Source organism: Amycolatopsis sp. NPDC104775, from assembly GCF_055583325.1.
This window is the reverse complement of the sequence record NZ_JBVJOE010000007.1, coordinates 417,286-422,788: the sequence shown is the minus strand read 5'-3', so window position 1 is coordinate 422,788 and position 5,503 is coordinate 417,286. Positions and strand designations below refer to the sequence as shown.

The 5,503-nt window shown below is 70.1% G+C and carries 5 protein-coding genes; 4 read left to right on the top strand and 1 reads right to left on the bottom strand.

Translation table 11 applies throughout. The features are described from left to right. Nucleotides 1-470: 470 nt before the first annotated feature. Nucleotides 471-1,388, bottom strand: a complete 918-nt coding sequence (locus ACZ63D_RS30330) for a hypothetical protein (RefSeq protein WP_465357773.1) — start codon at nucleotides 1,386-1,388, stop codon at nucleotides 471-473. Between the two features lie 315 nt (nucleotides 1,389-1,703). Between ACZ63D_RS30330 and ACZ63D_RS30325 the strand changes: the two genes are divergently transcribed. The 4 genes from ACZ63D_RS30325 (at nucleotide 1,704) to ACZ63D_RS30310 (ending at nucleotide 5,059) form a co-directional block, all read left to right on the top strand. Continuing rightward, nucleotides 1,704-2,444, top strand: coding sequence for an IlvD/Edd family dehydratase (locus tag ACZ63D_RS30325; RefSeq protein ID WP_465357772.1), 741 nt, complete (start codon nucleotides 1,704-1,706; stop codon nucleotides 2,442-2,444). Beyond that, the gene (locus ACZ63D_RS30320) at nucleotides 2,444-3,277 is read left to right on the top strand and encodes a fumarylacetoacetate hydrolase family protein (RefSeq protein WP_465357771.1); all 834 of its coding nucleotides are present in this window, start codon (nucleotides 2,444-2,446) and stop codon (nucleotides 3,275-3,277) included. Before ACZ63D_RS30325 ends, ACZ63D_RS30320 begins: the two co-directional genes overlap by 1 nt. 87 nt (nucleotides 3,278-3,364) lie before the next feature. Continuing rightward, the gene (locus ACZ63D_RS30315) at nucleotides 3,365-4,669 is read left to right on the top strand and encodes an alginate lyase family protein (protein WP_465357770.1); all 1,305 of its coding nucleotides are present in this window, start codon (nucleotides 3,365-3,367) and stop codon (nucleotides 4,667-4,669) included. 105 nt (nucleotides 4,670-4,774) lie between these two features. Next, nucleotides 4,775-5,059 (top strand): isoamylase early set domain-containing protein, encoded by a 285-nt coding sequence (locus tag ACZ63D_RS30310; RefSeq protein ID WP_465357769.1) that lies wholly within the window; start codon nucleotides 4,775-4,777, stop codon nucleotides 5,057-5,059. The last annotated feature ends 444 nt before the right edge of the window (nucleotides 5,060-5,503 follow it).

Below are 5,503 nucleotides of genomic sequence, written 5' to 3'. Positions count from 1 at the left end.
TCCACGTGCTTTTTTTTTTTTTTTTTTTTCCCCCTCCCCCCCCCCCCCGCCCCCCCCCCCCCCCCCCCCCCCCCCCCCCGCAACCGGTCACCTCGCGTACGGCGAGACTCGCCGGTTGGCTGGGCGGGCCTCCGCTGGCGCTCCGGCCGGCCCGCCCGGCGAGCCCGCCGCAGACTCGCCCCGGGTGCGCACGCCGCCGCAGGCGACGCCCACGCCCCATGACCCGCGTCGACCAGCACACCGAACGCCGAGCCCGCCGTGTCCCGGCGGTAGCCGCGCTCACCTCCGGCGCTGGGCCGTCCTTCTCGCGCCCGATTCTCGAATGCCGCGCCGACAGCCTCAAGGGCGCCTGCGGCGTCGCTGCGCGATGAGCGAAGCTCACCCTTGACCCCGCCAGCACGGCACTCACGATGGCAAGGGCGAGAACGACGGACAGGAAAGCCCAGCGCCTCCCCGCTCACGCAGCCCTGCTACCGGCACGGCTGGTAGGCCACGATCAACGAGCCTTCCCCCTGTTGCTGTTGCAGGGTCAAGCGCCCGAGCTGAGGGCCAGCGTCAGGATGCGGGGTGTCGTCGGTGATCGCGTCGAACGTCAGATGGCACGCGTCCACCACCGTTCCGGCCGGGCCTCGCTGCACGGCCTGCCCCGGTAGCCACACATTGTTGGCGTAGTCGTGGGCGTCCGTGACCCTCGCGGCCAGCGCCCGCACCGCCGCCGGACAGTCCGCAACCCCCAGACTCCCCGCCAGCTCGGCTCGCGCAGGCGGGGCGAAAACGAAGCACGCCGAGGCCACCGCGTCCGGCGTCGGGTAGGCGATCTTCTCCACCAGGAAGTTCACCATACTGCCCGGCGTGCGAGGCAGAATCCGCGCGACCGAGGTCTGATGCTGCTGGTCCAAGGCGGCTTGCTCCTGCCGTTCCTGCTCAGCCGCGGTGACCCCCAACATGACCGCTCCACCCACGACCATGGCCACGCCGACCCCTAGCGCCACCAGGGTTTGCGCGCGCCGTTCCCGCAGCCTCAACACCGCCGCAGCCGTCACCGCCGCCCCCAGCAGCACCACGCCCGCCAGCAGCAGCCACCACCACGGATTCACGTAGACCAGCAGCAGCCACACCGCGACCACCGCCAGGCACACCGCCAACGTCCACGCCAGACCGGCCCGCCGAGCCGCCCCCGTCAGACCCAGCACCAGGAGCACGCCCACCGCACCCAGCCACGGCCACGCCTGCCAGCCCGACAGCCACCACGCCACCAACGTCAGCGCCGACACCGCCCCCAGCACCGGCCACCGCAGCCCCCGCGCCACCAGCGCCCACCGCCGCTCACGAGCCGCCGACCGCTCCCCGTACGCCGCTATCCGGTCGAAAAACGATCCTCCACCCATACGACCAGCGTGCGCCCGAATGCCCACCGACACCAACCGAGGCGGGCCACGTCAGCAAGGGTCCGGACTGACGTGACCCGCACACCCACTAGAACACGACACCGACACTCCGACCAGGGACTAAAGCCCTCACCAGACCGCACAACCGGCCACCAGCCAGGCCGTCACCAGGCCGTCAGACGTTCGGATTCGACCAGCCCCAACCGGACCCAACCCGACCATCAGCGCAGGTCAGGGGCGCACCGGCGTGTCAATGCGCTGTTCAGTTCGCTTAACTATCAAAAGGAAGATTTCTGTTACGCCGGGGGAGTTCCCGTGGTGCTGACGAGGCTCGCCGAAGCCGGGCTTCTCCGCCCCGACGTCCGCACAGTCACCGGCGAGCCCAAGGAAACCGCCGAGTGCTGGAACGACGAAGTGATCACCACGGTCGAGGCGCCGTTCCAGCCGCCCGGCACCGGAACCGCTGTGCTCACCGGGAATCTCGCGCCGGAAGGCGCGGTGCTGAAACAATCCGCCGCGACGCCGGAGCTGCTTGCCCACACCGGCCCGGCGCTGGTCTTCGACACCGCGGAGGACTACCACCGCGTCGCCGACGATCCGGACCTGCCGGTCACCCCCGACACCGTCCTGGTGATCCGCGGCGCGGGGCCGAAGGGCTACCCCGGCATGCCGGAGGTGGCGAACGTCCCGGTGCCGAAGAAACTGCTCGACCAGGGGATCACCGACGTGGTGCGGATCTGCGACGGCCGGATGTCCGGCACCGGCTACGGCACGGTGGTGCTGCACGTGAGCCCGGAATCGGCGGTCGGCGGCCCGCTCGCGCTCGTCCGCACCGGCGACCGGATCACCCTCGACACCCCCGGACGCCAGTTGACCCTGCACGTTCCGGACGAGGAGCTCGCCGCTCGCCGCGCAGCTTGGACGCCGCCGGAAAGCCCGTACCGCAGCGGATACACCTGGCTCTACCGCGAGCACGTCACCCAGGCCCACCTCGGCGCGGACTTCGATTTCCTGCACGGCTCCCGCGGTTCGGCCGTGCCGAGGGATTCGCACTGATGCGCCGCCTCGCGAAAACCGCCGCGGGCTGGCAGGTCACCGACGGCGAGTCCACCGGCACGCTCCCGCCGGGAACGACGCTCGGCTCTCTGTTGTCGTTGTCCGCCGACGAATTCGCCGAAGCATTGGCGATCGGGCTGACACCAGGAAAACCGGACGAATTGCGAGCGCCGGTCGACGACGACACCGAGGTGTGGGCCGCCGGAGTCACCTACGAGGTGTCGCGCGAGGCGCGGATGGAGGAAAGCGGCGACGCCGACGTCTACGCCCGCGTCTACGAGGCAGAGCGGCCGGAGCTGTTCTCCAAAAGCGTCGGACATCGCGTGCGCGGTCCGGACGAGCCGATCGGTATCCGGGAAGATTCCGTTTGGGACGTGCCGGAACCCGAATTGGCGTTGGTGTGCAACGCGAACGGGGAGATCGTCGGCTACACGATCGTCAACGACGTGAGCTCGCGCAGCATCGAAGGCGAGAACCCGCTGTACCTGCCGCAAGCCAAGATGTACCGCGGCTCGTGCGCGGCGGGGCCGTGGATCGTGCCCGCGAACGAGATCCCGGACCCGTACGCGCTCGGCATCACCGTGACGATCCACCGGGCTGGCGAACTGCTGTGGGCAGGGGAGACGTCCACCGCGCGGCTGCACCGCCGGTTCGCGGATCTGGTGTCGTGGCTCTATCGCGGCGACGTTTTCCCGCGCGGCGCCGTCCTGGCCACCGGGACATCCGCTGTTCCCGGCCCGGACGTCACTCTCGAGGCAGACGACGAGGTCACCATCGTGATCGAGGGCGTCGGCACCCTCCGGAACCCGGTCCGCCGCGGCCGCTCCGCCTGACCTCCTCTTGACGCGGCCGCGCGCGTTCGGCTATTCAATCTCAGTTCACATATCTGTAGAATATTCATATTCTTGAACGGAGTTGCAGTGCTGCCTCCCTTCCGGTCTTCCCGTCCGCGTCGTCTCGCGGCGGTTCTCGCGACGGTCGCGGGACTGCTCGCGTCCACCGCCGGAGCGGCGACCGCCGCGCCCGCGCCGAGGTCGTGCTCGTTCGTCTGCGTGCCGGACACCGTCGTGCTCGACGGAGTGCACCTGGCAGGCAACAAAATCGGCTTGATGGCCGGGAATCCGACGCTGCGCACGGCCCTGTCCAACCTGCTGACGCAGGCCGACGCCGCGCTGACGAAGGGGCCGTGGACGGTCGTCGACAAGGAGCGCGTCCCGCCGAGCGGCGACAAGCACGACTACCTGAGCCTCGCCCCGTACTACTGGCCCAGCCAGCCGAAAACGCCGGAAAACCCGCAGGGCTGCCCGTACGTCGACCGTGACGGCGAGGTCAACCCCGAGATGAAGAACGTGCCGGACAAGGCCGAGCGGCTCGTCGCGTTCAACTCGATCTACCAGCTTTCGCTCGCCTGGTACTACACCGGCAAGGCCGAGTACGCCCAGCGCGCCGCGCTCGACCTGCGCACCTGGTTCCTCGACGCGGCCACCAAGATGAACCCGAACCTGAACTTCGCGCAGGGCATCCCGTGCAAGACCGACGGGCGGGGGATCGGCATCATCGAGTTCTCCTACACCTTCACCCAGGTCCTCGACGCCGCGCGGATCCTGGAAGCGGGCGCGCCCGGCTGGACGAAAGCCGACGGCAAGGCGTTCCGCGGCTGGTCGTCGGACTTCCTGACCTGGTTGCGCACCAGCAAGAACGGCACCGACGAGGCCAAGGCGACCAACAACCACGGCACCTTCTACGACCTGCTCACCGCGGCGACCGCGAGCTACGTCGGGCAGCGCGACCTCGCCCGCCAGATCGTCCGCGACTCCGGCAAGGCCCGCATCGACCACCAGATCGCCGCGGACGGCGGCCAGCCCGAGGAATCCACCCGGACCCGGACGTACCACTACCACACGTTCAACCTCGTCGCGCTGACTCGCCTCGCGCAGCTGGGCCGGCACCTGGGCGTCGACCTGTGGTCGTACCGGAATCCCCAGGGCGGCAGCATTTTCGCCGCCGTCGACCATCTGCTCCCGGCCGCGACCGGCGCCGCGCCCTGGCCGTTGCCGGACATCCATTTCATCCAGTACGCGGCGCTCGACAGCGTCCACGCCGCGGCGGACGCGGGCGACTGGAAAGCCCGGGCCGCGGTCGGCCGCATCCCGGCTCCGCCCGGCGGGGACCTGTTCCCGGTGCGCCCGGCGGCCGAGCAGTTGGACGACGTTTCCACCACCTGACCCCGTTTTTCACCCGGACGCGGCATCCGCCGCGTCCGGGTTTCCGGCGGTGGGCGTGGAACGATTCAGAAGGATCGATTCGCCGGAACGGGAAAGGGAAACGCCGTGATCAAGACCAGCCGGGGCACCGGCTCCGGGGCCCGGCGGGTGACGTTCGTGCTGCCGCTCGACGCCCCGCCCGGCCCGGTGAGCGTGGTCGGCGACTTCAACGACTGGCAGCCCGGCCGCCACGAACTCCGCAAACGCTCGAACGGCACGCGCTCGGCCGCGGTGGAGGTCCCGCCGGGCGCGCGGCTGCGCTTCCGCTACCTGGCCGAAGGCGGCCGCTGGCTGGACGACCCGGACGCCCCGGCCCGCGACGGGCACGACTGCCTGTACATCGCGGACTGACCCAGCCCGCCCCGCCCGGCGAGACGCGGGCGGTCGCGGTGGGAAGCGGCTTGGTTTCGTGGGCGGTCGCGGTGGGAAGCGGCTTGGTTTCGCGGGCGGTCGCGGTGGGAAGCGGCTTGGTTTCGTGGGCGGTTGCGGCGGAAAGCGGCTTGGTTTCGCGGGAGGGGCGGGGAATCGCGCCCTGTTCGGCGAACGGCAGAGGTTGCTTCGGGTGCCCGCGGTTCCTCGCTGCCGGACAAGGCTTCCGGCAGTGAATGCTCGCCCGAAACGACGCTGCGCACCGACGAGTGGCGGTGCCGCGTGCAGCAGGCGAACGGCATGGCTCGTGGGTGGTTGTGGGGGGTTGGGGGGGGGGTGCCCGGAGGGAAAAACCCCAAAAACCCCAAAACGCCCCCGAAAAGGAGGGGCGGGGGGGGGGCCCTCCCTTCTGTTCTCTTTGTTTCT

What these genes read in the sequence shown, in the direction of transcription:
- ACZ63D_RS30330 (WP_465357773.1), bottom strand. Translation starts at nt 1,388, where the DNA reads ATGGGTGGAGGATCGTTTTTCGACCGGATAGCGGCGTACGGGGAGCGG.
- ACZ63D_RS30320 (WP_465357771.1), top strand. Translation starts at nt 2,444, where the DNA reads ATGCGCCGCCTCGCGAAAACCGCCGCGGGCTGGCAGGTCACCGACGGC.